The organism is Polyangiaceae bacterium (assembly GCA_016715885.1).
GTDB lineage: Bacteria > Myxococcota_A > Polyangia > Polyangiales > Polyangiaceae > Polyangium.
This window is the reverse complement of the sequence record JADJXL010000020.1, coordinates 596696-622623: the sequence shown is the minus strand read 5'-3', so window position 1 is coordinate 622623 and position 25928 is coordinate 596696. Positions and strand designations below refer to the sequence as shown.

Genomic DNA, 25928 nt, shown 5'->3' with positions numbered 1-25928 from the left:
CGATAAAGTGGAGGTCATGGCGAAAATCAGTCATCTACTTCGAGACTTCCACTTTTCGGCTCATTTCCTGGCGGCCTTCGCGCTCATGGGCTGCACTTCCGTCGAGTTTGCGGACAACGTGAGCGTCGCCAATCCGCTCGACGAGTTCGAATCGGAGGTGGTGGTTCTTTTGAACGAGCTTCGCGCGGGCGCGGGCGTACCCACGGTCAAGGTGTGCGCGTCACTCAACGTCGCGACGTCGGCGCACAGTGACGACATGCGCGACAAGAACTACTTGTCGGACGTTGCGCCGGACAAATCGACGACGCCGACGCGGGCATGCGCTGCCGGATATGCTCCTGCATGCATCGGCAGCGCGGGCATGGTCGAGTTCATCGCCAAAGGCAATGGCGAAGGCGATGCCACGTTCAATCAGTGGAAGATGGACGCGGACACGAGCGTGATGCTGACTCGGTCCGAGTTCGTCGTGGTCGGGGTAGGGCGATCGCTCGGCGCCGACAAGCCGATCTGGACGATGGACATGGCGGACAAGCCGGACGAGAGCTGCGATGAAGCGGCGCCTTGAGGCGCTACTTCTTCACATCCAGTACGGCATCGAGCACCGGGCGTGCGCCTTGGATGGCCACGCGATGTGAGTAGAGCGCGAGGCCTCGCTGGCCGCCGAGCTCTTCGCCACCGCCGGCTCGGCCAGGGCCGCCGTGAATGCTTTGCGGCAAAACCGTGCCTGGGCCGGCCGTTTGATCGGCAATCTTCTCGCTGCCGAAGTAAAGCCGGCCGTGGTACGGGGCGAGGCCCATGACCATGTCGGTGACGAATGCGCGATCGTCGCTGTACACGGATCCGACGAGCATGCCGGCGCCTCGAGCGACGAGGTCCACGGCGCGTGCGGCCGAGCCGTCATAAGGCACGATGGTCGCGCACGGGCCGAAGACTTCGTGCTGGTGTACGGCCTTGGCGGCATCGGGATTTGCGCAAAGCAAGAGCGTCGGGGGCACGAAGTATCCTTTGCCTTCGGGTACGCCCGAGGGCGTCACGGGCTGATTGCCGACGACGAAAGACGCTTCGCTGGCCAGCTTTTCGATGCCCGCTCGAATGTCGCGTAGCTGCGAGGCCGTCGCCAAGGGTCCGACGGTGACTCCATCGAGGGACGGATTGCCCACTTGCACGTCGCGAAGCATGGCGGCCAGTTCGTCCCGTACGTCGTTCACCATGGATTCCGGCACGAAAATGCGGCGCGTGGCCGTGCACTTTTGGCCGGCCTTTTGCGTCATGTCGCGCGAGACTTCGCGCAAGAACATGCGGTACGTGTCGCTTCCAGCGGTGACGTCCGGGCCGAGCGTCGCGGAATTCAAGCTATCCGCTTCGATGTTCAGGCGTACGGATCCGCGTACGATGGCAGGATGCGTGCGCAATCGAGCGCCCGTGTCGGCTGATCCGGTGAAAGCAACGACGTCCTGTTCCAGCAGGTGGTCGAGCATGTTGCCGGGTGAGCCCGCAATCAGCGAAAACGCGCCTTCGGGCAGGACGTTTGCATCCACGAAGAGCTTTGCGATGCGGCAGGCCAATAGGGCGGTGCTCGTCGCGGGTTTGACGACGACGGGCATGCCCGCGAGGAGCGCGCAGGCCATCTTTTCGCCGATGCCCCAGGCCGGGAAGTTGAATGCATTGATGTGCAGGGCGACGCCGTGGCGCGGGACGAGGGCATGGTAGCCGAACCACCGGGGGCTTCTGCCGAGCTGAATGCCGTCGCCGTCGACGGTGAACTTGGCGTCGCCGAGCTGTTTGCCGAGGTCTGCGTAGTAGGCAAGCGTTCCGGAAGCGCCGTCGATGTCGAACTTGGCGTCGCTGCGGGTATTTCCACCGTTGGCGATGGCAACTTCGATGAGGGCATCGCGTTTTGCGTGGATGGCGCGCGACAGGGCGCGCAGGATTTCGCCGCGCTGAGCGAAGGAGAGGGCGCGGAGGGCTTTTCCGCCGACGTCGCGCGCGTGGGCAAAGGCGCGGGCGAAGTCGATGCCGTCGGTGCTCGCTTCGGCGAGGGTCTCTTCCGTGGCCGGATTGACGAGCAGGCTGGGCTTGCCTGCACCTTTGACCCAGCTTCCCGATACGTAGCTTTCGAGCTGTTCCATGCTGGGGCGCTGTATACACCAAGTAGAGGGGGCGAAGAAGGTGCCAACCACTTTGGGAAGGGGAAAGGTGCCAACCACTTTGGGAAGGGGAAAGGTGCCAACCACTTTGGGAAGGGGAAAGGTGCCAGCCACTTGAAAAGGTGCCAACCACCTTTCTAGCTGTAAGGTCACACTCATTCTACAAGGTGCCAACCACTTTTCTGGCTTTGGACTGGGTTGCACCCTCCAACCCAAACCGATACCGTCGTTCCCGCGATGCTTGCGCCACGAGCGGCCGGTCTCGGCTTTCGCGAGGAAATCGCAGCAGACTTGTTGCGCTTTCCCAATGCCGTCGACTTCGTCGAAGTCGTCGCCGAAAGCTGCTACGTCAAACCCGCCGCACGCCGCGAAGCCAAAGCCGTCGCCGAAATCTGGCCCGTCGTGCCGCATGGCGTCAAATTGTCCCTCGGCGCCGCCGAAGGCATCGACCCAGCCCGCGCCCGAGCCCTCGGCGCCCTCGCCAAAGACCTCCGCGCACCCGTCATCAGCGAACACGTCGCCTTCGTACGCAGCGGTCAGCGCGAAATCGGCCACTTGACCGCCTTGCCCTTCACCCGCACCGCCATCGCCGTCGTTTGCCGCAACGTCGATCGCGCCCGGCGCCACCTGCCCGATGTCCCACTCCTCCTCGAAAACGTCGCCTGGACCTTTCAATGGCCCGAATCCGAAATGGCCGAAGGCGACTTCTATAGCGAAATCGCCACCCGCACAGGCTGCTCGCTCCTCCTCGACGTCGGCAACCTCTACGCCAACGCCATCAACTCCGGCAAAAATCCCATCACGTTCGCCGAATCGTTTCCGCTGAACCGCATCGGCATGATCCACCTCGCCGGCGGCATCCTCGAACACGCCTTCTACTTCGACGATCACGCCCACGCCGTCGCCGATGACGTCTTCGCCCTCCTGCAATCCGTGCTCGCGAAAACAGGCCCCGTTCCCATTCTCATCGAACGCGACGCTCTGTTTCCACCGTTTTGCGAATTGCGCAGCGAAGTCGATCGTTGCCGAGAGCTCCTCGCCGAAGCGCCCGTCATTCGTCATACCCCGCCGATCGCTCCAGATGCTTCCGCTTACGTTTCTGTTCCCGAAATCGCGGCGCTCGAACGAGCGCAAAACCATGTTGCCAAGCTCCTGGTCGACCTCGACCTGCCCGACGATCAGCGCTTCGATCGCCACGCCATCGAACGATCGCGCGCCATTTTGCACCGAAAACGCGTCGACGAAGCATTGCCGCTCTTGTCGTACCTGGCGCCATTTCGAGCGCACGTGGAGCACATTGCGCATCAGGTCGTCGCGCAAAAAGCCCGTCCGCCGCGCCTTGCAGCCATTGCCGATGCCCTCGAAATTGCCCGTCGCGCAACCGCCATCGAATCGCTTGCAATCGCCGCAGAACGAGACCTCTTGTCGCTGGAAACTCGATTTCATAGCGATCCAATTACAAAAGTGGTGCGCCCGCGGAGCGCTCCATTCGTTCGAGTTCGCCAAATGGCAAGTGGTGCAAAAGTCTTCGCGTTCAAAGGTTTTGGACCGCACGCTCGCGTATTCTTTCACGAAAGGAAGTCGGCTCGATCATGACGAAAAAGTTACCCGCAGCCGCGGAAATGAAACTCGGCGAGCTGGCCAAAACCTTGGAAAATCAACTCGGCAAAAACCTCGTATCGCTGCTCGCGTACGGCAGCGTCGCGCGCGGAGGCTGGGTCGAAGGTCGCAGCGACGTGGACCTCGTGCTGGTCTTGAAAGACCCAAGCCCCAAAGTGCTCTTGTCGATTGCCAATACGCTCACGATCGCCCGCACCGCTCTCCAGTTCGAAACGATGATCCTGAAAGAAGACGAAATCCACCGAGCGGCCGATGTATTTCCATTGTTTTACGACGACATTCGCAGCTGCCACGTGCTGCTCGCCGGCAAGGATGCCTTCGCGAACCTCGAGATCTCCGATGCCCATAGACGCGTGCGAATCGAACAAGAACTGCGCGAAGTGCAAATTCGATTGCGTCGAGCCGTCGTCGATTCGCTCGGTTCGGAAAGTCACGTAGCCGGAGCCATCGAACGAAAAATCAAGCAAATTCGCGGCCCTGTGTTTGCACTCCTGGCGCTCCGAAAAACGCCGGCTGCAAACGACGAGCTGAAAACGGTGCTGGCCAAAGCGCACGAAGTCTGGAACGTCGACGTCGCGCCGATGCAAGACGTGCGAAAGGATCCGCCCAAAGCGCTCGATGCCCTCAATGATTTGCTTTGGCGCATGATCGACGAAGTCGATCGCATGGAGGGGTGACATGATGCATTTGCTCTTCGATTTTTATCCGTTCAACATCGAAGTGGGCGGCCCATTTCTGGGCTTTTACTTGCCATTCGTCCTCGTCACGCTCATTGGCGGCGCCATTCTTCGGCGAATGCTCGTCAGCCGATTCATCGACCAGGCTCCAGAATCGGCATCCGAAACCGGCCTTTGGGTTCGCACACCTGGTTCACCTTATCGCAGCGCGCCTGGTTGGCAGTCGCAATCGAGCGGCTCGAGGCTCGTCAAGGGCGTCGTTCCCCAAAACGACGACCTCGTGGCCGTGGCGTATTTGCGCCGCGGCATCCCTGGGGCCGCCAATGTGCTCGTCACGCAAGCCGTTGGTGACAAATGGCTCAAGGCCGAAGCCAATCGCGGGGCGGAGCCTACGCATTATCGTATCGATCCCAAGGCGACTCCGTCGAGCGAATATCAGACGGGGCTGCATGGATACTTGAAGCGCCAAAAAATGCCCATTGCCGCGTCAGCCCTCACGGACGCCGCCAAAGAGCTCGTGACGCTGCACGAGGACGGCATTAAAAAGGCGCTGGAACAAGCTGGTTTGCTGAGGTCGCGAAGCCGAGTGCATCGATATGTGTTGTTCGGCCTCGCGCCCGTCGTGCTCAATGTCGTCGTGGCGTCCATCCGCATTCTATGGCTCCAGGAGATCCATCGGCCTTATGGAAATTTGCTAACGGTGATGATTTTTGCGACGATAATTGGCATTGTCATTGCCTACGTCGGGCGTAAAAAGAGCACGCTCACGGCATCGTATTTGTCGTGGCTCGATGATGCGACGTATTCCTTGCGAAATGACGTGCAAGGAGGACGGCGCCGGGACACAGCGGACGTGGGGCTTGCCGTCGCCGTCGGAGGTGGCGTTCTTTTGGCGACGGCGCCGCTTTTTCTGGGGCTACGGCCGGCGCTCGCTGCCGAACGCGATATTGCATTGGGGGACATTGACATTGATACGACAGGGGCGGGCACCGACGCCTGGTGGCAAGCGCGAACGCCGGTGGAGAGCAGTTCATCGAGCTGTTCATCGTCGAGCTGCTCGTCGTCGAGCTGCGGGGGCGGGGGAGGTTGTGGGGGCGGCGGCGGTTGCGGTGGCGGCGGTGGATGTAGCTGAATCGATTGCATTCGATGTGCTCGACGTGCTCGGGGGTGCATTCACGCTCGTCAAGCCCAATGCGACGCTCGATGGGTCTTTACCGCTCCGCGCTGCTCGAGCGTGCCTGCCGCTGCTCGATGGCAATCGATTCGGTTTTCAGATTCAATTGACGCAGCGCCTGACGTTTTCGCGGACGTTTGCGGGCGTAAAGCTGGGCGCATTGCCCGAAATGTTGTCGCGTGCCGTTTGTGGCTCGATGCCGCGCGTCTTTTCCGAGGGACTCTTCGATGCTCGAGGCGCGTGGGCTGATGCATTTGCAGGTGGGATTGCCCATCGCGCAGGGCGTCGTGGGATTTCGCTCTTCACGGGCTTGTTCGTGCGTCCGAGGCCGGGTTATTGGTTGCGTCTCGGCCATGCAGGGAATCGGCGAAACCTTGCATTCGATGTCGAAGAAAGATGGATTGCCAATTCGAATGAATTCGCTCCGCTCGTCGTGACGATGACCTTTCATCCGGATGCGCCGTTTCCGCTTTCGATTCATGGTGAAATCGCGACGCTGATGCCGCTCGTCCCGAATGTCCGATTCGATCGGCTTTCGCGTGCCGACGCGGAGAAGCTCGGACGGGCGCACGTCGACTTTTACGATGAAAAGTACTTTGCGCAAAAGAAACGCGGCTCGACTCGAAAATACCGGCTCATGGTCGACCGTGCCGAGCAGCCCACGCTACCTCAATCGAGTGGTTTTGCGACCTTGGGGCCATCGTGCATCGAGCGGGACATGGCCAAAGCGTTTCTTACGGCTCGGGGCATTGAAGAACGCGCTTCCGCAGGAAATGGCGAATCCGATGTGGATGTCATGGCGTTCAAAAATGCGCTATCGCTTTCGTGCTACTTCGACGGACACCACGCCGAAGTGAAACCCGATCAGACGGCGCTCGGTGAGTTCGCGTCGCAAACGTGCGACGCATGGAAAAGTGTATTTGGTGCGGAATTCGTGAATCAGCATCGAGGTGCAATGTGGTATTTTACGAAGTACGTGACGCCACATCAGCCCGGTGAGCCGTATTTCTTTGTAAAGCCCCCTGCGCTCGTTTCTACGGCGGCGGAACATTCGGTTTTGATTGAGGGAATCCCAGGGCGAGGATACAGCGTGCTTCGAGGTGTCGTGGGGACGGATGTGTTTCACGCGGTGCCGGCGGTGTTTCGGGTCGATCAACCTTTGCGTTGGATCGACATTCCAGCAGGGACGGAGTTGGCCAAGATGATTCCGTTTCCACGGCGGGTCATGGAAGCCGGGTTCGACGTGGTCGAGTGGCGGCATGCGCCGCGGATGATGGGCGGGTAGGCTGGACAAGGTGCCAACCACTTTTGTGGGCGTTTGCCGCGTTACGCATCCCCAGGTGCCAACCACTTTTGAGGGCGTTTGCCACGTTACGCATCCCCCAAAGGTGCCAACCACTTTTGTGGGCGTTTGCCGCGTTACGCATCCCCAGGTGCCAACCACTTTTGTGGGCGTTTGCCGCGTTACGCATCCCCCCAGGTGCCAACCACTTTTGAGGGGGTTTGCCGCGTTACGCATCCCCCAAGGTGCAGCCAAGGTGCCAACCACTTTTGAGGGCGTTTGCCGCGTTACGCATCCCCCCAGGTGCCAACCACTTTTGTTGCATGCTCCCCTCGCGCCTTTTCCATGTACAATCCCCCGCGTGACGAGCAGCCGAGGCAAGTTGCGCGAGGGCGAAGTCTTCCGAAGCGACCACTTCATCGCCACGCGCGAAGCGGGCGGCCGCCTCTTCCGCTTGAAGCGCACCACCATGCCCCTCGACGACCGCGGCATCGCCGACGCCGTCGCCTTCTTCGAACGCTTCGTCGCCACGTCCCTACGCTCGCACTACGTCATCCTGCTCGACTCCCGCGACGCGCCCATGACAGGCGATCCCGACATGGAACGTAGAGTCAAGGCGGCGGGTGTGACCATGCTAACTGGATTCGCTCGCAGCGCCATCCTTGTGAGAACGGCGCTCGGAAAGCTTCAAGCCACGCGCCTCACCCGAGAATCGCGCAGGGTCCCCGTTTTCGGCGATGAAGCCGCGGCGCTCGAGTACCTGCTCGACGGCATTTCATTGGAGTAGCCACAGCGTTTTGGAATTCATGCCAATGCCAATTATAAGTATTCTCTTGATATTCGTGCTCGTCGCGAGCGGATGCAAACGCACGCCGGAGCCTTTGCGCGCAACCACTTCGTCCGCGCCGACTTTGTCCGCGACGGCGTCATCGAAGCGCCCTTCATCCGGTGGCTTGCGCCTCGATTATGCTTTGGAAGTCGATCCCGGGGCTCCTGCCGATGCAGCCGCACAGGCAATGCGCGTCGTCAAGCGAAGGCTCGATGCATTGAACCTCGAGGCTGACGTATACTTGGTTGGAGAAACGATTCGCGTCGACTTGCCAGGGATCACATCGGAGAACGCCGAGCGCGTTCGGCGCGAGCTTACCATTGGGAAACTCGAAATTCGTGAAGTCGACGATAGCCTCGTACCTGCAGATCCGCTGCCGAAAGGCACGTTGGAGCTCCCGGCGACGATGCTCGATGGCAGCACGAAGCCCGTGCGCATTCGGCCCGGCGGGATAGGCTCAGCGAGCGTCGAAGACGCGAGCGTGCGCAATACTCAATTTGGCATCGTCGTCGATGTGCGATTCAATCCGGAGGGAGCCGCAGCGTTCGCGAAAATGTCGCGCGACAACGTCGACAAACCCCTGGCCATCGTGCTCGACGGTAAAGTCGTGTCGATGCCCATCGTGAAGACACCGATTACCGATGGCCGAGTGCAAATCACGATGGGCTTTGGGGATCCTGCGCAGCAACTCGCCGACGCCGAAGCGCTCGTGCGGGCGCTGAAGGCTGGCGCGATTCACGGACGGCTCGTGCTGGAATCGGAGATCCTCGTGCCGCCGCTGAATTGACGTTTACTTTCCGCCCGCCATCACGCGCTGATAGCCCGGACGCGCGCTGCATCGGCCGCCCCATGCATTGAGCCGCGCGTAGGCCGAAAAATCAAGCTTCATGTAACGGAGCCAGTCGAGGAACGAATTCAAGTGCGCATCGGCGAGCGTATACTTGCCGCACAGGAATTCCTTGCCCTCGAGCGCTTCGTCGACCATGCGCAAGCAATTTTGCAAGTCTGCCATGCCCACTTCCCCCGCCTTTGCATTACGTTGCTCGGCAGGCAACCACTCCATCGTGTTGCGCGTCCATCGCCCGACGGCGTCTCCGAGTGTCACGTTCGTCCAAACGATCCACTTCATCACTTCGCCGCGCGCTGGCCCCGGCGCCGGGTAAAGGCCCTTCGCGACGCCGAACAGCTCGCCCAGGTACATCGTAATGGCGGCCGATTCCCAAATCACCGTGCCATCATGCACGATGACGGGCACTTTGCCATTGGGATTGATCTTGAGATAGTCGGGCTTCTTCGTGTCACCCTTCTGGATATCGACCGTCACGACCTCGTGCGGCACATCGAGCTCGGCGAGCACGATTTCGGTCATGGTCGCAGTGGACATGGGGGCACGATAAAAAACGATGCTCATCGGGTTTCTCCTTTTGTTCCGCGGAAAACCGGACGCATCATGCCCGGACGAACCTACGAGTGCAACGAAAATCGTGGAGCATGGGCGCATTTTTCTTGTCGCCCCGCCGACTATTTTACTTGGATGGTTTGCCCCGGACGAACCGTCCTGTCATGCGCCTTTCGAGCGAGAATCGCGCTCGTCACGTCACCACGAGCCGTACGGCTTCGAACACGGCGAAAATCACCGCCAAGACGACGCCCACGAACGAATAAAACGACAGGCGCGGATATCGATCCACCGCACGCGCCATCTCGCGAAACATGCGCTTCGTCATCGTCGTTTTGCACGTAACGGAAAATGTGCCGGCAAGGACGTTCTGCAACGCGGCAACGAAATCCGACGCCGATGCATACGCGCGTTTCCCCGGATCCTTGGCCATTCCTTTCAAGGAAACATACACGAGCTCGGCAGGCAAACTCGATTGCAACGAACACGATTTGTGTAAATCGCCTGGCTCGAGCTCCTGTTCCTTGATCGCTTTCAACAAACCTTCCGTCGTCGTCTCGTCCGCCAAATAATGCCGGCACGTGACGAATTCGTGCAGCATCACGGCCGCGCTATAAAGATCGCTCCGCACGTCAATCTTGTCCAGCTCGCCCCGCGCTTGCTCGGGCGACATGTACGCCGGCGTCCCCACGAGCGATCCGACATGCGTCATGTACATGCGCCCTCGTTCATTTTCATTGCCCAATGTCGCATCGGGACCCTGCGCCAAGTCCCGCGTCGAATCCATCGGCTTCGCAATGCCCCAATCCATGAGCACCACCTCGCCATAACGACCGACCATCACGTTCGCCGGCTTGATGTCACGATGTATCACACCATTGGCATGCGCATATTCGAGCGCATTGAGGACGCTGATCATGATTTCCACGCGACGCTCGAACGTGTAATTGCGATGATATTCGGCATCACCTTCGGCGAGCTTGCGAATGATTTGTTCGAGCGTCTCCCCCTCGACGTATTTCATGACGAAAAAATATCGCCCCACCTCGTCGACGCCCACATCGTGAACGGGCACGATGTTCGGATGCTCGAGACGCCCCACGGTGCGAATCTCGTCCACGAAACGCGCCAATAACATGGGATCCCGAGCTTCGGGCAAAAGGCGCTTCACCGCCACTTTGCGCGCAATGTCCTGATCCTGCACGAGCAGCACTTCGCCCATGCCACCGGATCCGAGAAGCTTCAGCGGCTCGTATCGATTGCGCGTTTCGGATACGACCTCCAGCCCCGAACCATTGCCCAATATGCGAGGTAGTACGGTCGTTCGACCTCCCGATGTGGTGGTTCCGGGGAGTCGGAATTCACTGCCAGCATTGTATTCGGGACTCGCTACCGCCGTGGGGGCCGATGCGAACGCGTCGTTCGGCGGTGGCGCAAGCGCAGTTTTGGCATTGGCAACTTGTTGGACGGTGGCGTCGAGTGCGAGCGAGCTCATGGGGGCAGAGAACGTAACGCACAACCTGCCGCTGCGGGAGGTCCGGCATGTAAAGAAATGTTGCTCTACTCTTCACACACCGCGGCCGCGAGCAGGGCTGCAATCTTTGCGCGAAGCAGCTCGAACTCGCGCACGACGAGATCAAGCTCCGTTTCGCGCTGCCGCCGAGATGCATCGATGAGCTCGAAGCTCGTCGCCGTACCCGCTTCGTAAGCAACCTGCGTAAGCCGCGCCGTTTCCTTTGCAAGGTCACGCGCGCTCTCGGTAACCCCTCGAGCCTGCTCGGCCACGTCCACGGCTCGCTCGGCTTGCGCGACTTCCAGACGCGCCTGGCGCGTGATCGCCTCGATACGCGCTTCCTGCTGCCGAGCAGTAGCTCGGCCCACCGCCAATTCGCCATACCGTGACCCCTCGAATATGGGCACCGAGATGACCGCGCGAATGGACCACACATAATTGCGGTTGGTGGGCTGTTCCTGCGGAGGAAGACCTGGGATGGTGTACGAAACCGTTTGCTGCGACGTCCCGGTGCTCAGCGTCCCGTCAATGCTCGCCGTGGGCAGAAAACCAAGCCGCGTCTCGGTGATCTGCCGCCTGCTGATGTCGAGCTGCTGCTGCGCAGCTCGCACGTCCGCCCGCTCCTCGGGCTTGCCCACCCTGCACATCGATCGAACGCTGCTCTCGATGGCGTCGAGCGAAATGCTCGGCGAAACGCCATAAGGAACGTCTTCGCCAAGCGCCAAACCAAGCGCCTCGCGAGAACGGCGTAGCGATTCGTTGCCCTGAATGAGCGTATTGGTCGCAAGCGTCACGTCCTGCTCGGCGCGAACCACGTCGAGGCGCGTGGCGGTTCCAAGGCGAGCTCGCCGGCGCGTTAGCTCGAGCCTTTCGAGAGCAGTTTTCAGCCCCACACGATTGATTTCGCTCACGCGTTCCGCGGTGAAAACGGAAATGATGGCCGATGCGACGTTGGTCATGAGCAAACGTCGACGATCGACGGCCGAAAACCTGGCCATCTCGACCGATTCCCGCGCCGTACCGTAGGCATACCAAGCGCGCGGCTGCAGCACGGGAACGGAAAGCGTCGTCGAGAACGAGCTCGTCGTCGACGTATTCGTCATCGTGAACGGCTGCGGAATCTTCTGACCGAACAAGGTCGTGCCAGCAGGCTGATCAATCGTCGATGCTTGCCGACCTGCGCTGGCGTTCGCATTGAGCGTCGGCAAGATCCGCCCGAGCGCTTGGCGACTCATGCCCACCGCTCGCTCGACTTCCTCTTCGGCAATGCGCAGGTCCGGTGAACGCGAATCGACCAGGTGCACGGCATCCTGCCAGTTCGTGAGCGTCTTCGGCGCGGGCGGGATGGGCGCGAGCAGCGGCTCCTCGATGACGATGACCGGTGGAGCCATAGGGGTAGGTGGTGGAGGTGCTTCACCAGGCGGCGCGGTCGCTGCCGGAGCGGCCGGTTGCGCATTGAGCGTGGTCGGCAGCAGAAGGAGTGTGAGCGCGGCGGCGGGAAGTGACGCAACGGACCGAGGGATGACAGCCATGTTGGGGGCTATCATCTGAACCGGACGGACGCGCGCGACAAGCGAGAAGTGTGCTCGGTGGCTGGCGTCGAATTGCTGCGCGCCCGAAATCGTCGGTCACTCGCGCCGTTCGACGCCCGCCACCTCGGTTCAGTTCTCGAAAGCTGGATCCGCGTCGGCATCCGCGCCGCTGCCGCCCATGGGACGCTCGCGCGCAATCTCCGCAGTGAGCGGCCTGTTGCCCCACGAAGCTTTGGAAATGCCGTCAATGGCTCGTTGCGCTTCGGATCGGCGAATGCTCACGAACGCATTGCGCTCGCGTACGCGAATGCGCTTGACGTCGTCCTTGTCGATGCCGATGTGGTCGAGCAATAGCTCTTGCAAATCCGCAGCTCGCACACCATCTCGACGCCCGACGCTGACGAAGATCTCCGCGTAGTCACCCGATGCCGCTGCGGCCGCCTGCGGTTCGACAGCTCGATGCATCGGCGTCGTCGCCTCGCGCGCGGCAGGTAACGCAGGAGCGTCACGCAAGATAGGCTCGTCGTCGCCTTCTTCTTCAGGCGGCTGCCATGTGGAAAAGTCCGCGTGACGTATCGGCGGACGTGCTGGAGTCGCCGGCGGCGGTAGTGGCTCGGATGCATTCACCGGCACGACGGGTCCAGTCGGCACGACGGGTGCAGTCGGTGCGATGGCCGCCTGCTCGGGGGCGCTTGGGCGCGGCCGAGCGGGCAGGGGGCGAGCGGGCGCCTCTTCCGCAGCGGCGCGGGTCGGCATGCGCGAGCTTGCTGGAGGGCGCGGCATTTCGGGACGCGTTTCACGACGCTGACGTACGCGTCGCTCACGCCCTTCACGCTCACGGCCTTCACGCGGTTCACGCTCGACGGGGGCTGCAGCACGAGCTTCACGCAATTCGGTGGGCGCTGCTGCGGGTTCGTCGGGAACAACCACGACAGGAGCTGCGGGTGGTGCTTGTGGTTTCGGCGCTGCAGGAGCTTCCGCGGGCGCGCGTTTCGGTGCGGGTTTCGGTGCGGCAGTTGCGCGACGTGCGGCTGCGGCTTCATCGCGCGCGGTGGGGCGAGCACCGAGATGACTGCGCAAGAGGCCTGCAAGGATGCGCTCGCAGGAGTCGTGCGACAAAAGGCGCCTCGCGAGCGACAAATCATCCGGATGCGCGCCTTGCGGGATGAAGGCTTCGGCGAGCATGTTGACGAGGTCGGTTTCGGTTCGCGTCGCCAGTTCGCCTTCGGATGGAATTTGCTTCTCGATGGGACGAATCTTGTAGGTGAGTCGCAGCAGATACAGGCCGCCGATGTCGCGCGGCGTGATGAGCGCAAGCGCCGTGCCCGTTCGTCCAGCACGACCGGTTCGTCCGGTACGATGCACGTACGATTCCGCATCTTGCGGAAAGTCGTAGTTGATGACGTGCGTCACGTGCGAGACGTCGATGCCGCGCGCTGCAACATCGGTTGCGACGAGGAAGCGAAGTCTGCCCTCGCGCGTCGCCGCCATGACGCGTTCGCGATCGGATTGTGGCAAGTCGCCGTTGAGCCAATCCGCGTCGAATCCTTGACGGCTGAGCGCAGCGGCGACCACTTCGGTCTCTTCTTTCGTGTTGCAGAAGATGATCGCGTTTTCGGGGTTTTCGACTTCGATGATGCGTACGAGCGATCCGAGTTTGTCCCCCGCAACCATGTAGACGAAGTGGTTGATTTCGAGCGCGCCGATGTGATCGCCGGACAGCGTCAAGAACTCCGGACTGCGGAGCTTGTTGCGAGCAATTCGCTCGATGTCGGGCGGAAGCGTCGCGGAAAACAGGAGTGTCTGGCGATCCGCGGGCAAACGTTCGAGGATGGCGCTGAGCTCGCGTTCGAAGCCCATCGAAAGCATCTCGTCGCATTCGTCGAGCACGAGCAGGCGAACGTGCTTCGGGTCGAGCGTGCCGCGGCGGAGATGATCGAGCACGCGGCCAGGCGTGCCCACGATGACTTGCGCACCACCCGCGATGGCGTCGATCTGTTTGGGCATCGGCGCACCGCCATACACGGCAGTGATGCGAATTCCCTTTCGTTTTCCCAGCCTTTCGAGCTCGGTCGTCACTTGAACGGCAAGCTCGCGCGTGGGGCAGAGCGCGAGCACCTGCACCTGCGCAGCCGATCGTTTGACGATGTGATCGACGATCGGGAGGCCGAACGAAGCTGTTTTTCCGGTCCCCGTTCGAGCTTGAACGACGGCATCGCGCCCGCGCGTAGCAGGCTCCCAAACGGCAACCTGCACGGGCGTGGGATTGAGGTAGCCGATCTCGGCGAGCGTTTCGCGGAGCTCGGGGGAAAGAGGCAGCACGTCGAACGTCGGCGCAGAAGCTGCAGAAGGCTCTTTCGCCTGCTGGACGTCGCTCGTCCGAACGTCGGTGGCGCCTTGAGAAGTGGAGCTATGGTCAGTCATTCGTTCCTGCTGCGGTGTGCGTCGTCAGGGCACTCGAGAGGGCGCAGCGCGCTGAGTTAGTTCGGTGTCGACAATCGCTTGGACTTTGCGCCGAAGCGGCGCCAGATCACCAGCCTCGCGACGCACTGCATGTTCCTCCGCATAGCGGAGCCGCTCGATGGCGTCGAGTGCGCCTTCATCCTTGACGGAACCTCGACAAGCATCCGCGACGCTATCGAAGTACGTCCACTCGGGCTTCAGCGCCGTCCGGAACCGCTCGATGGCAGGGTCCTCGCCATCCGTTCCGGGAGCCGCGTGACGCGCTCGTTCGATGGCCGACACCAGAGCCGACAGACCCTCATGACAGCTCGCATACGGCGCGGCGACCTTGGGCTGGTAAAACAACTGCTGTGTAATTTGTGCCGTCGCAGCAATGCAAATCACGCCAATCAGCCCGTAATACACGACCACCGCCAGCGCGCGGCTGCGCTTGCGAGCGGCTGCTTGGCGAGGCGTCACGCTAGACATGGCCTATTCGCACCCACCCTTTGCGACAAGCAACTCACTTGCGAAAGCCCGGCGTGTCAGTTGAGCTCGCTTTCCGGCCGTTCGGCCTGCTCCGCCTCGAGGAACGTTGCGGTGATCTCCCGTTCGAGCGCCGCCGTGATCTCATGCTCGATCGCCTCCGCGCTCCCGGCAAGACGCACCACGTTGATCGCATAAATGAACACCCGCGTGCACGGAGGCTCGTCGTGCATGTGCAGCCCAAGCTCGAGACCCAGGTCGTCTTCGATCGCGAGTCCATCGAGGATCACGAGCGCCCGCGGATCGACTCCCTCGGCGACGAGCTCCACACCAGGAGCATCGGAAATGTAGACATCGGCCCCGTCGATGTAACGGCGAAGCACCGGATTGAGCGCTTGCACCGCTTGCTGAGCGACCGCGACGAACGCTTCACGCCCCGGCGCCCACGGGGGCAAACCCATCGCGACGTCCAGCTCGCGCGCAAGAAGAAACGCCTGCGTCGCACCGCGTATGTCGCCTCGTTCGTCACGCACGAGCCCCAAGTAATACTGAGCTTCGGCGTGCGTCGGTTCTTTCTGCGCAGCTTCTTCGATGAGCGCGCCAGCTCGTTCGGTTTGTCCGATTTCGTAAAGCGCTCGACCGACGAGAAAAGCGTGGTTGGGATTTTCGTAAGGTCCCGGGGGAATTTTTGCGACCACCTCGGCAGCTTCTTCCATCTCCCCCTTGGCAAGCAGCGCATCGAACTTCAAAAGCAAAGCGTCGATGACCTCTTCCTCCACTTCGGCAAGATCCAGGGCTTGATCACACATATCGATCGCTTGGTCGAAGTCTCCGAGTGGATGGATGTACACCTCGGCCGCGTTCAACATCGCTTCGAGGTACGTTTCGTCGAGGGCAATGGCTTGGCGGTAGTTCTCGATGGCTTCTTCGCCGTCTCCCTCGAGAGCCGCAACGTAGCCGAGCAGATTGTGCGCCTCGGGTGAGCTGGGATCGAGTTCGAGTGCACGACGTGCAGAGGCCTCGGCTCCACGTGTGTCACCACGCTGAACGAGATCCCAACCGCGATCGAGATGGGCCGAAAATTGGTCCATGACGGGCTCAACAAGTGTGCCAGGGAAAGCGTCAAGTCAAGGGGAGCGGACGATTTGAGAAGCAAGCAGGCTCTGCGGACGCATGGCTGGGCCCCGTCCGTGTGCTCGCTACGCGCGAAGCGAGCGTGCAAACCCGGGCCCAGCGTCACCGCCTAGTCGTGAACCACGACGAGCGTCCCGCGGTTTTCCTTGGTCGACCAAACGGCGTGGAAACCGCGTGGCAACTTCGGCTCGGCCCAGAAAAAGATCTTCTTGGCATCGAGCGGCGAGAGATTGACACAACCGTGGCTCATTTCTCGGCCGAAGTTGTTGTGCCAGAACGCTCCGTGCAGCGCATACGACCCCTCGAAGTACGCCACGTAAGGGACATCCTCGATGCTGTAGGGCAAATCGCCCGCGGCCGTTCCATCGCCATCCATCGTGACCGCGATGTGCTTTTCGCGAATGCGGAACGTGCCTTTGACGGTCGAGTGGTCTTTCTTCTTGTTCTTCGACCTGCGCCCAGGTGAAACGAGCGCTGCGTAGACGGGTTTGTCCCCCTCGATCGCCAAGAGCGTCTTGCGCGTGAGGTTGACGTCGATCCACTTCTCGCCAGGCGCCAGATCTGCCGGCGGCGGACCAGCTTCCGTGTACGTCATGTCGGCAGCCTTCATCCACCAACCTTCGGTGGTTTGTCGGTACACGACCGACTTGACCGTCGCTTCGACGCCCGTGAGTCCAGCCGCGGTGAATCGAGGCGCAGGGCCTTTGACCTTCACGGTCTTCTGCTCCACGTCGACCTCGAACTTCGACGACTTCGACAGGATGAACCCGACCTGCTTGGCGCCTTCGGGAACATCGATGCCCTGTGTCGTGTGCGGCTTGGTGATGTACATGCGGTCGCTCGGCGCCACGAGACCCGCGGTGGTTTTGTACCAAGAGCGTCCATTCCAAGAGAAGGTCTTGTCCACCGCGACGAAGAAGCCTTTGACCATGCGCTTGGCCATCGTCGCGTCGCCTTCTTTTTCGAGCTCACCGAGCGTGACGTTCGGCGCTTTGCCTTTCTCTTGCTGCCACCACGGCTTCTCTGGTTCCTCGACCGGAGGCCCAGCATCGAGCAGCGCGGCGACATCGGCAGACGCCATCGTCGGAGGAGGCGTCGGGGCAGGGCCGATGCGATCCGCCTCGTTCGGATCGTCGCTCGAAGGGACCGCACCACCTACCGAGGGCGGCAAGGAATCCTTCACGAGCGTATCTTGTTCTTTCGGCGCCGAACTTTCTGCGACAGTCGCCGAGGATGCAGCAGCGGCTGCTGCCTCGGCTTCTTCGGCCTTCTTCTTCTTGCGCGCCGCCTTCTTCGCGATCTCCAAGTACGGCTCGTACTTGATCATGTCGTCCTTCGACGGAACGGAACGATAAAGCGGCGTGCCGTGCGCCGTGTTGTACGCGTACTTGTACGGGAGGACTTCCTCGAGGTTCGGGGTCGTGATGCCCATGCGAATGCTCGCATGCGACATGTCCGTCGTGGCGTACTTGCCGCACACGTATCCACCATCGAGAAGGCGGTACCAGCCCTTTTGGCACGAAGCATTTTTGATGGGCGTGGGATCGACTGGAGCCTTTCCGCCGAGTCGAATGTACCCGATGCGCTTGGTGCTCGTGTCCATCGTTGCGTAGACGGGCGTCTGCAGAGCGAGCGCGCCGAGGAGCGGTCCCGTGTAGGGTTTTTCCGCTTCCGCAACGGCCGCATCGTCAGCCGCATCCGTGCCTGCATCGGCGACGGAAGGCGCAGCGGTTGCCGCGCGAGCCGATGCGCTCGGTGCAGGAGGCGTCGCGGCTCGAGGAGGCACCGGGAGGTGGTTTGTCCGCGAAGGTTTGTCCGCGGAGGGGCCCGGAGGCGCATCACCATGACAACCGCTTGCCCACACAGCCGCTCCCGCGACGCTGGCGACGAGCGTGAAGCCCACGATGCTGGCGAGGATCGTCGAGCCAGTCCCACCCGAAGGCGGAGGAGCCGCTGCGGGCGGGCGATGTGCAGGCGGACGCGAGTTCATCGGCGGCCTCGGCCGTTGTTGATCGGATCTGGGTCGGTCTGCAGAAAAGCTTCCCATCGCTGAAGAAGGAGCCGCGCCTTGTTCGACATCAGACGAGCTCTCCGGTCTTCCTAGCTGGTCCTTCATGATCAATCCAATTCTCTGCAATTCGTTTCGACCCCCCGCCTTGAAAGGACCGTGCCACCAGCGCCAGCCACCATGACGGCTCGGCTGCGACTGCTACCGTACGGAACTGTGGAAGGACGAAGTCACCCGCGTGGTTCGCGTGACACGCCCGATCGGGCGATAGCGCACCACGTGCGTAGTCCAGCCAAGCGCGCTTTCAGGATCGCCATGATCGTCGCGCTGCTGGTGCACCTTCCATTCGTGCCCACGCGGCTCTTCCTGTGGATGTCCATCCTGTGGAACTCGGGCCCCATCGAGCTCAACGACATGGATGGCGAGGTCATCATCCCGATCGACTTCGACCTCGTCGACGACCCATCGGCCGCAGCGCCTGGCCCCACCACGACCGCTCCAGCAGCTCCACCCGACCCCGAGACCTTCACCGAGCCTGTCGCGACGACGACACCAACGCCTACGAAAAAGCCGGATCCCACACCCATCGACGCCGGTGTGGATGCCGAAGCGCCCGATGCATCGAGCGAATTGCCCGACGCCGGCGTGGCCGATGCAAACCTCGACGCCGAACCGGACGCAGCGCCCGCTGCAATGGATGCGGGCATCGATGACGGAGGAGCTGGCGATGCGAGCGTCGAGCCGACGCTGAACGATGCCGGTGCAAATCATGACGCCGAGCCACCGATCGCTCGTGCCGAGACCGACGGCGGGTCTGGTGGAATTCTCCCCGCTACGACCGACGCTGGTTTGCCCGTGGATCCAGTGACAAACCTCCCGGATGCTGGACCCGTCGATGCGGGGCCGGTCGACGCTGGACCCGTCGATGCGGGCCCAGTCGATGCAGGCGTTGGGACCAGTGATCCCACGGCTGTCGCAGGTTCACCGTCGAGTTTGGTCGGGAAAAACCCGAACGTAAAGATCCTCATCGCGGGTGATCGCCTGCGCAAGTACGAGCTCGGGGCGATGTTCGGTGACGTGCTCGCATCGATCCCGCAATGGCGGCAGTTCATCGGTTCGAGCGGCATCGATCCCGTCAAGGACATCGATCACATGCTCATCGCGGGCCCGCAGCTTCGAGATTCGCGCAAGGTCGTCGTCGTGATGGACCTGAACGTTCCCGATGCGAAGGCGCGGGCAACCATCGACGGCATCGTCAAGCGCAGCAATCCCCCTGGAAAGTGGCTCACGGATACGCCCGTTCCCGCCGCGATCGCGCAAGCCGACAAGGGTGAACGCATCTTCGCGATGGTCCCCGGCAAACACCTCGTCGTCGTGCTGCCTGCCGATGCAAAAGGTCAGTTGCCGCAGGTCAAGGCGATCAAGCCGTTCAACAAGTCGAGCGCCGTTGGCATCGCGCTCTACACGGTCACACCGGCCAACGCGCTCAAGGGTTCGCCACTCAAGGTTCCCGACGCGGTCATGAAAATTCTCAGCTCGCTCAAGTGGCTGAGGATCAACGTGATTCCCACGGACGACAGTGGAGTGGACGTGATCCTCGAGGCGCAGGACAAGGACGAAGACCTTGCGCGTGAACACGCCCCTCAACTCGAAACGATGATCGACGCCGTTCGGTCGTACGACGTGCCCATCATCGGCAAACGGGAAGTGATTGGAAAAGTTTCCTTTACGTCGACAGGGAGCATGATCCGTGGCGAGACACACGTGACGCGGAAACAGCTCATTTACATCATGGGTTTCGCCAAGGTGCATTTGGAGCAGCAAGCGAAACTGGCGGCAGATGCCGGCGCTCCCAAGTAGATCGGTCGACGATTTCTGCGGATTACTGGCCAGCGCGCGAGCGTTGGACTAATTCGAGCCCGACAGGCGCGAGAGCCACGCACCACGAACATGCCCGCTGACCACACGCCCCAAGCAGTCCTCGCAGAACTTGCAGGTCATCCACGTGGAGACGAGCTTGCTCGTCTGGTTCACGCCGTTGCATTCACCTGCGCGGACGAACGAAAGATCACGCTGCCCGAAGGGGTGCAAGACGCGGCAGCGCAGTTGTCGCTGTCGACCAAAGACGCCGATACGTCGTTTGGAAACGTCATCACTGCGCTCGAACCTGGGTCGCCGACGCGAGCTCGCCCCGAGACGCGTGCTCTTCTGTCTGCGCTGCTCGCGCGTGGCGTCGCGTTGTCGCTGCCCGACGGGGCCGACGCAGAACGCCGCGTCGTCGATGCGCTCGTCTGGGTCGCTGCTCATACGTCCATCGATGCGCTCGCATCGATCGACACAGCGCTCGGGGCGAAAGCGGATGGTTTGTGGAGACAAACTGCCGCGTTGATTCGTCGCATCGAGGCAGGTGATGCGTCCATCGGGCGAGCGGGAGCTCTCGTTGCGGCGGCGGCGCTTGCGTCGAGCAATTCGCCCGTGGCTCACGAAGAGGCCAAGTCGCTCGGGACGGAGACGCGCGATCCTGTCATTGGAGCACTGCTCGCGAATGCAGCGCGTTCGGGCGAAGGTGCGTCCGCTTCGGGCGAGATGATCGCCGCGCCGCGAGGTCCCGTTGCGCTCGTGCTGATGGCGATCACGGGACTGCTCGTGATCGTGCCGCTTGCGCGAATGGCGGGCAGGTTGTTCTTGCGGTACCGGAGTCCTGCGGAGCTTCGCGTATCGCCAACGTCGCTCACGGTGATTGCCAAGACGGAGCTGCTCGGACGAACAGTGCGCGAACGCGAGATCGTGGTTCCGCTCGATCAGCTTTCGAGCGTCGCGCGTGACGTTCGGTACCCGCGTTTGGCGCTGTATGCGGGGCTGTTTGCTTTGGCGCTCGGGAGCTACGTGGGCGTGTCGCTCTTCGTCGATGGAGCTCGCGCTGGATCGCCGGATTTATTGGGCATGGGCGCGTTGATCGTTGCGGTTGGCGTGGCGCTCGACTTCGCGTTGACGAACTTGATGCCCGTGGGTCGGGGTCGGTGTCGGGTGCTCATCACACCGAGCAAGGGCGGAGCGCTCGCGATTGGCGATGTCGATCCGAAGCTTGCGGACGCGGCGCTGCAGCGGCTGGTGCCGAGCTCGTAGAAAAATCGCATCCACAATTTTGGCCCATCTCGATCGCCTTCGATAAGGACCGAAGTGCCGGCAGGTCGAGCCCTTGTTCAGTGCGCTCGACAATGGACCGAGCCTCGAAGGGACCGCGTGGTGCGGTGCTCGTAGGACGGCTGCGCCGGACAGGGAGACGTGTGTCATGCGACGCAAGGGAGAGATGCTGGCTGAGCTCGAGCGGATGTTGAACGAATCGCTGAGCGCGCAAGCGAAAGGCGCGAGCTATTCGAAGCTCGCCAAGCTCCAAGGCGCCGTGGACGGCTACATGCGAGCGCTCCTCGATGGAGGGCTCGCGACACGCCAGGAATTGTTGGAGCTCGTAGCATCCGTACGAGCTAGCGTGAACGGCCCCGCGACGCGCGATGTGCTGCTGGACAAGGCGACGGAAATCGCTGCGGCTTGATTGTGGGGAGGGGCGGGGGAGCTTCATGAGCCCCCCCGAGAACCATCACGGCGACACGATGGAGACGTCGCCCTTCGGTTCCTCGCCGCCCATGCGCCACCAGTTGGCGAGCATGAGTTTGCCGTCGACGATGAACGGCTTCGAGAAGGCTCCGGCGAAACCTTCCTGCTCGATGGTCGCGAGCTTCCACGTGATCATGCCGCCCGTCGGCGTGCCGACTGCATGACGCAGCTTGCCGGCCGTCGCGTCCTGATACGTGATGTGAATCTCGCCGCTCGCTCCGACGTAGATGCTCGAATCGTCACCGACCAGATGCTGGCCGTCGTCGTGCTTCGTCACGCCGTCGACGGTGAGACCATCATCGACGCCCGTCGTGAACAGGACGGTCGTGCCTTTGGTGACTTGCGCATACAGCAGGCCTTCGGACAAACCGTCGACGTACGAGATGTGCCAGTCACCTTTGTCGTCGATGAACAGCGATGCACCGATGCCCCTGTCGCCCGTATCGGTGCCGTCCGGCGCTTGACCATCGACGATTTGCGACGTCCACGAGCCGCTCGCCTTCGATGCGATCACGAGGTTGCCGTGGATGCGATCGTAGAATGCGATGCCAAGAGCGCCCGAAGGATCGACGGCGAGCGAGATGTAGTCACCCACCGCATCCGGATACGTGTCGACCTTGGATGCATCACGAATGTCTGAACATGCGGCTCCCATGCCCAAGTCGACACAAGCGGTGCCCGTACCGCACTTGGGATCGCATGTCGTCTGCTTGGCCATGCACCTGTTGTTTTCGACCACGCACACATCGCCAGTCCCACAGAAGTAGGCACGACAAGGTGTGGCGTTGTCGACCACCGCGTCTTCGAACGTCCAATCGGCTTCCGAGGGGGTTGTCGACGTGGCCGTTGCGACACGCACCTTCGACGTCACCGCACCATCAGCGCCAGGTTCGATCGACAAGTACGCGATGGCGGGTCTGTCGGCGACGAACACCAGTTTTGCATAACGACCGATGTCCGACTGCGGCTTCGATTCGACCGTGATGATCCTCCACGCCGTGTCCACTTGTTGGGCGAACTTGAGGGCCTTGTTCGTCCGATCGTAATAGGCCACGGCAGGTTTGCCGGCGCGGTCGAGGGCGATGCTCGTCCATAGGCCCACGTCGTCACCCGGTTCGACTTGGCCTCCGCGGAAGCCGTCCTTGTTGTAGAGCGTGGGATCCACGGGCGGTTCGGCAGGAACGCCGTCGATGGCTTTCCAGTTGACCTTGGTTTCGCTCCACGTGCCGACGACGAGGTCGCCCCACGAGAACTCGTTCGACCAGTCCGCTTCCGCGTATCCGGCGACCCAGATCGTCTTGCCCGTCGTGGCGACGGACGTGTACGCGCCGATGAGGCCTGGATAAAGCGTCGTGCAGTTTGGCGCGACGCACTGGTAGGTGTTGACCTTGACCGTGCCGTCATCACCGCAGCCAGCAAACGAACCTGCTGCGCCGATGATCGCGATGCCCGTGAGAGCGCGAAGCGCGCGACGGCCGCGGGAACCGGTCGCCGCGCGCACCTTAGGGTTTGACGGTGCGCCCGCGGAAGGTTTGTCCGAACGACGACGGGCAAACCGGAGCGCTACGCCGACCATGCCGAGCGCGACGAGCCATGCAGCGTTGCTCTGCGACGACTCCTCGCCAGCGACGGTGCATCCACAACCGGCACCGGTTGCAATCGCGCGGCCTCGAATGAGCGCCTGCGATGCGGTCGCCACGTTGCCTTCGGTGTCTTCTGCTTCGACCGTGATCTCGGCAGCATCACCCACGTCGACCGCCGTGATCGCCGATGCGAGCGTCCAATCCGACCACGCGCCACCATCGAGACGGTAACGCACGCGAGGCTCGCCGCCGCCCGACACGATGTCGCGCACTTCGATGCCCGCCGTTGCACCCACAGGCTCCGCAATCGTGATGACCGGCGGCTCCGCGTCGATCACGACCTCAATTGTCGCAGGGGTTTCGTCCATCGAGTCGGGACGACCCACGACACGCGAACGTGCGCTGATCGTGTGCTTGCCCTGAAGACGCAGCCACTCGTCACGCACGGTGACCATTCGTTCACGCCTGAACGGTTTCCACGCGCCGTTGTCGACACGGTACGAGTACTCGACAGCGTGCGTTCCGTTATCGAGCGGTGAGGACATCTGAATGTTCACCCCCGGAACGTTGCTCTCGTCCGCCGATGCAATGCGGAACCCTGCCGGATCGATGTCCTTGCCGACGACCGACACCGTCGTCTTGTTCGGCAGGAGCGGTGCGACCGGTCCGGTGCCCAGCGTCGCGAAGATGCCGAGGAAGTTATCGTTGCCCTGCGTCAACTTGCGCAGACCAGGCGAACCCTGACCGTCGACCGTTTCCGGAATCGTCAGCGTCAGGCCGAGCGATCCGAGCGCGCTCGAAAGGTCAATCGGAGCGATGCCACCCACGAACTGTCCAGCGAGACCACCGAGCAGGCCTTGAAGTGCGGCCGCGATGACGACCGGATCTTCGCGAAGCAGCTCGGAGTTCGTCACGACGCCGTTCGTGACGCCAATCTTGTCGAGCACCGGGAGCAGCCCCTCTTTCGTGACCGTGAGGTTCACGGGCACGTCGAGGTCGAACGTGGCCGTCATGAAGCGGATGAAGCGATCGGTCGACCAAATGTAAAAGTCGAACGAAGCTTGAGGCAGTTGCACGCGAATGACCGGATCCTTCTCGAGATCCGTGCCGTTGCCGAACGTCGCTGTCGGTGGTTTGCCCGGACGAACGACGAGCGCCACTTGTTGCGCCTCACGCTGCAAACCCAAGTCCTTCAGCGAATTGGCGAGCAGCGCGAGCGTGCCCGACGAGAGCTGCGGAATGGTCTCGGTGGAGATGCCGAGGCAGAGCAATCCGCTGTTGTAGACGCTGTTGAGCGCGTAGTTCGCGTAACGCTCGGCGAGGCCGATGCCCACGTGCGGACCATCGAGACCCGCCGGCCAGTTGGTCACGGTGTTGCCCTCGAGCTCGACCGGAATCGGGATGCCCGTGGGGATGGCCATCTCGGAGAACTTCACGCAGCTCGAGATCGGCGACGGTTCGCCGCCGCCATACATCCCCAGCGTGGCGCCGTTGCCGATGGGATTGAGATCGCCCCACGCAAAGCCGCTGTTGTCGGGTCGTTTGGTTGGACCACCCACGGCGAAGAGGATGTCGAGGCCGCCTCGCGTGCCGGGAGAAACGCTGGAGAGCGCGCCGCTCAAGTCCATGCTGCCGTCAACGCCGAGCAATATCGGCACGCATTCCGCGTTGCCGTCGGTTCCATAACGACAAACGCCGTCCACGTTGTTCGTGCCGAGCGGACACTCGGGCTTCGCGCCCGGCGTGGCTTGCTGGCAAAGCTGATCGGAGATCGTCTGGTCGAGCGTGTCGAGCAGTCCGCCGACGAGCATGTCGAAGATGAAGCCCTTCATCCAGTTGAGGACGGTGCTCGAGAAACCGCCGCCGCAGAAGTTGAGCGAGTTCTGGAGCTGGGTCTCGTTGATCGACAACTGGCCGACCTTCACCCGCGAATAGCCGTACCGCGAATGCGACATGTCGGTATCGACCTCGATGGAGAGGTCGACGTTGAGGTCGATGTCCGCGAACGCAGGCGGATTGGTGCAGCCGTTGCTCGTCAGGCGAGCGTTGGTGCTGCCGAGGAAGCCGAGGTCGATGGGCAGGTTTTGCAGGCGCAGCGGGAGCGGCCCGGTGATCTTGATGTTGTGAGGCGTCGCCGTGCTGATATCGAGCTGGGCGTTGCCGATGTCGATCTCCATCACGCACTTCGGCGGACTCGAGTTCTCGTCTGCTCCACCCGGACAAACGCTGTAGTTGATGAAGCCGAGGGCGCTGCCGCTCGTTGAAGGAATGGGGAAGTTGATGACCCCACCGTTGCCGCTGCCGCCGAGCGCAGCTTTGGCAAGCGGTCCAAGGTTCTGTTCGAGGAACGTGACGCCCGAGTCGGTAAGACGAACCGAACCGGCATTCTCGATGCGATCCGTCGGCTCGAAACCTCCCGCGATGGGCGTCATTCCGCAGCCCGAACAACCGCTCGAGCACCCACCGCCAGCACATCCGGCGATGAGG

Annotated in this window: 19 protein-coding genes; 10 read left to right on the top strand and 9 right to left on the bottom strand. The window is 62.0% G+C overall.

Annotation, left to right across the window (positions count from 1 at the left end; genetic code table 11):
- The first annotated feature begins 16 nt into the window (after positions 1–16).
- A complete protein-coding gene (locus IPM54_27875; protein ID MBK9263612.1) occupies positions 17–565 on the top strand; it encodes a CAP domain-containing protein in 549 nt (182 codons plus the stop codon).
- Positions 566–569: 4 nt separating this feature from the next.
- Here the strand turns inward: IPM54_27875 and IPM54_27870 are convergent, their stop codons facing one another.
- Complete coding sequence (locus tag IPM54_27870) at positions 570–2129, bottom strand: 3,4-dehydroadipyl-CoA semialdehyde dehydrogenase (GenBank protein ID MBK9263611.1); 1560 nt, start codon at positions 2127–2129, stop codon at positions 570–572.
- A gap of 255 nt (positions 2130–2384) precedes the next feature.
- Here IPM54_27870 and IPM54_27865 point away from each other — a divergent pair, with 255 nt between their 5' ends.
- From IPM54_27865 to IPM54_27840, 6 genes are all read left to right on the top strand, one after another.
- Positions 2385–3743, top strand: a complete 1359-nt coding sequence (locus IPM54_27865) for a DUF692 domain-containing protein (GenBank protein ID MBK9263610.1) — start codon at positions 2385–2387, stop codon at positions 3741–3743.
- Complete coding sequence (locus tag IPM54_27860) at positions 3740–4444, top strand: nucleotidyltransferase domain-containing protein (protein MBK9263609.1); 705 nt, start codon at positions 3740–3742, stop codon at positions 4442–4444. The genes IPM54_27865 and IPM54_27860 overlap by 4 nt, the downstream gene beginning before the upstream one ends.
- 1 nt (position 4445) lies before the next feature.
- Positions 4446–5576 carry a TIGR04222 domain-containing membrane protein gene (locus tag IPM54_27855; GenBank protein MBK9263608.1) on the top strand — a complete coding sequence of 377 codons (1131 nt, stop codon included), beginning with the start codon at positions 4446–4448 and terminating at the stop codon, positions 5574–5576.
- Positions 5563–6903 (top strand): hypothetical protein, encoded by a 1341-nt coding sequence (locus IPM54_27850; GenBank protein MBK9263607.1) that lies wholly within the window; start codon positions 5563–5565, stop codon positions 6901–6903. Before IPM54_27855 ends, IPM54_27850 begins: the two co-directional genes overlap by 14 nt.
- Before the next feature lie 379 nt (positions 6904–7282).
- Positions 7283–7687, top strand: a complete 405-nt coding sequence (locus IPM54_27845) for a hypothetical protein (GenBank protein MBK9263606.1) — start codon at positions 7283–7285, stop codon at positions 7685–7687.
- Positions 7688–7712: 25 nt separating this feature from the next.
- Positions 7713–8516, top strand: coding sequence for a hypothetical protein (locus IPM54_27840; GenBank protein MBK9263605.1), 804 nt, complete (start codon positions 7713–7715; stop codon positions 8514–8516).
- Between the two features lie 3 nt (positions 8517–8519).
- On the opposite strand, the gene IPM54_27835 is transcribed toward IPM54_27840, so the two are convergent.
- The 7 genes from IPM54_27835 to IPM54_27805 form a co-directional block, all read right to left on the bottom strand.
- Positions 8520–9140, bottom strand: coding sequence for a glutathione S-transferase family protein (locus IPM54_27835; protein MBK9263604.1), 621 nt, complete (start codon positions 9138–9140; stop codon positions 8520–8522).
- Between the two features lie 181 nt (positions 9141–9321).
- Complete coding sequence (locus IPM54_27830; GenBank protein ID MBK9263603.1) at positions 9322–10623, bottom strand: serine/threonine protein kinase; 1302 nt, start codon at positions 10621–10623, stop codon at positions 9322–9324.
- 65 nt (positions 10624–10688) lie between these two features.
- Positions 10689–12173 carry a TolC family protein gene (locus IPM54_27825; protein ID MBK9263602.1) on the bottom strand — a complete coding sequence of 495 codons (1485 nt, stop codon included), beginning with the start codon at positions 12171–12173 and terminating at the stop codon, positions 10689–10691.
- Between the two features lie 129 nt (positions 12174–12302).
- Positions 12303–14597, bottom strand: coding sequence for a DEAD/DEAH box helicase (locus IPM54_27820; protein ID MBK9263601.1), 2295 nt, complete (start codon positions 14595–14597; stop codon positions 12303–12305).
- A 24-nt stretch (positions 14598–14621) separates the two neighbouring features.
- Positions 14622–15095 carry a hypothetical protein gene (locus tag IPM54_27815; protein MBK9263600.1) on the bottom strand — a complete coding sequence of 158 codons (474 nt, stop codon included), beginning with the start codon at positions 15093–15095 and terminating at the stop codon, positions 14622–14624.
- A gap of 65 nt (positions 15096–15160) precedes the next feature.
- The gene (locus IPM54_27810) at positions 15161–16192 is read right to left on the bottom strand and encodes a tetratricopeptide repeat protein (protein MBK9263599.1); all 1032 of its coding nucleotides are present in this window, start codon (positions 16190–16192) and stop codon (positions 15161–15163) included.
- Positions 16193–16344: 152 nt separating this feature from the next.
- Positions 16345–18225 carry a L,D-transpeptidase gene (locus IPM54_27805; GenBank protein MBK9263598.1) on the bottom strand — a complete coding sequence of 627 codons (1881 nt, stop codon included), beginning with the start codon at positions 18223–18225 and terminating at the stop codon, positions 16345–16347.
- A gap of 333 nt (positions 18226–18558) precedes the next feature.
- On the opposite strand from IPM54_27805, the gene IPM54_27800 reads away from it, so the two are divergent.
- From IPM54_27800 to IPM54_27790, 3 genes are all read left to right on the top strand, one after another.
- Positions 18559–20103 carry a hypothetical protein gene (locus IPM54_27800; GenBank protein ID MBK9263597.1) on the top strand — a complete coding sequence of 515 codons (1545 nt, stop codon included), beginning with the start codon at positions 18559–18561 and terminating at the stop codon, positions 20101–20103.
- A 90-nt stretch (positions 20104–20193) separates the two neighbouring features.
- Positions 20194–21369, top strand: coding sequence for a hypothetical protein (locus IPM54_27795; GenBank protein ID MBK9263596.1), 1176 nt, complete (start codon positions 20194–20196; stop codon positions 21367–21369).
- A 166-nt stretch (positions 21370–21535) separates the two neighbouring features.
- On the top strand, positions 21536–21796 hold the full coding sequence (locus IPM54_27790) for a hypothetical protein (GenBank protein ID MBK9263595.1): 261 nt from the start codon (positions 21536–21538) through the stop codon (positions 21794–21796).
- 45 nt (positions 21797–21841) lie between these two features.
- Here the strand turns inward: IPM54_27790 and IPM54_27785 are convergent, their stop codons facing one another.
- Entirely contained in the window at positions 21842–25873 is a 4032-nt protein-coding gene (locus IPM54_27785; GenBank protein MBK9263594.1) for a hypothetical protein, read from the bottom strand.
- Positions 25874–25928 lie beyond the last annotated feature (55 nt).